We start from the raw sequence: 1,218 nt of genomic DNA on the forward strand, positions 1-1,218 counted from the left end.
GACGCACGTCTGCTTCGAGCATCCCGGCCTGCTGGCGCCCGAGGTGCCGGAGTGCACCACCGAAGGATCGCTGGCGGGTCCGGGCACCGGCGCAGGGGTCTGCATCACCTGCTCCGACGAGGGGTGCCTCGGCGAGGTCGTCGGTCCCGGGCGGGTGCGGACGGCCACCGGCATCGAGGACGTGGCGACGGTGCTGGTGGACCCGGTCGCGCCGGGCGACCTCGTACTCGTCCACGCCGGCACGGCGATCACCCGCCTCGAGGAGCCGACCCCGCGATGACCACGGGCAGAGGGCGGCTCCCGGTGACCGACGGGCGACCATCCGCCCGTGATCACCGCAGTGTGAGTGGGGTGGGCAGGTGACCGGGTTCCTCTACCCGTTCCTCGACGCCGGGGAGCGCGACCAGGAGTCGTTGCTGCGCGACCTCGCCGCCTCCGCGCGGGCCAAGGCCGCCGAGAGCGCGGACCTGCGAACGGCGACGCTCGCCGCCACTGCCGGCCTCATCGAGACCGCCGCCGCCGAGATGGCCCGCCGGTTCGCCATCGGCGGGCGGCTGTTCACGTTCGGCAACGGCGGCAGCTCCACCGACGCCGCCACGCTCGCCGGGCTGTTCGCGCACCCTCCGCTGGGCGCGCCGCTGCCCGCGTGGTCGCTGACCGCCGACCAGGCGATCCTCACCGCGCTCGGCAACGACGTGGGGTTCGAGCTGGTGTTCGCCCGCCAGCTGATGGCGCGCGGGGACGGCAACGACATCGCCGTCGCCCTGTCCACCAGCGGCAGCTCCAAGGACCTCACCGCCGCGTTCCGCGAAGCGCGCAGGCGGGGGATGTTCACGATCGGCTTCGCGGGCTACGACGGCGGCGAGTTCGCCGCCTCCCCGGACGTCGACGTGTGCTTCGTCGTGCGCAGCCAGAGCGTCCACCGGATCCAGGAAGCGCAGGCCCTGTTGGGCTACCACCTGTGGGAAGGCGTGCAACCGTGACCACCGAGTACCTGAGCTCCGGCCCGAGCTTCGCCGAGGGCGAGATGATCGAGCGCATCGAGGCGTTCCGCCGACGGCGGCCGCGGCTCAGGGACGAGATCGTGACGCTGGCCCACGGGGCCGGCGGCAAGTCGTCCGCCGCGCTCGTCGACGCCGTGTTCGTCGAGGCCTTCCACAACGACCTCGGCGACGGCGCCGTCCTCACCACCCCCACCGGCGAGCGCCTCGCGTTCTC

The 1,218-nt window shown here is 73.5% G+C and carries 2 protein-coding genes and 1 pseudogene; all 3 read left to right on the forward strand.

The genetic code is table 11. From position 1 onward, the window contains the following. The coding region (locus BGP03_RS22080) for a HypC/HybG/HupF family hydrogenase formation chaperone (protein WP_299737321.1) at positions 1–280 on the forward strand (280 nt) is incomplete at its 5' end. A gap of 79 nt (positions 281–359) precedes the next feature. Beyond that, positions 360–983, forward strand: coding sequence for an SIS domain-containing protein (locus tag BGP03_RS22085; protein ID WP_296367241.1), 624 nt, complete (start codon positions 360–362; stop codon positions 981–983). Next, positions 980–1,218: pseudogene (locus tag BGP03_RS22090) on the forward strand (hydrogenase expression/formation protein HypE); the annotation flags it as partial. The gene BGP03_RS22085 and the pseudogene BGP03_RS22090, both read left to right, overlap by 4 nt.

The organism is Pseudonocardia sp. 73-21 (genome assembly GCF_001899645.1).
Lineage (GTDB): Bacteria > Actinomycetota > Actinomycetes > Mycobacteriales > Pseudonocardiaceae > Pseudonocardia.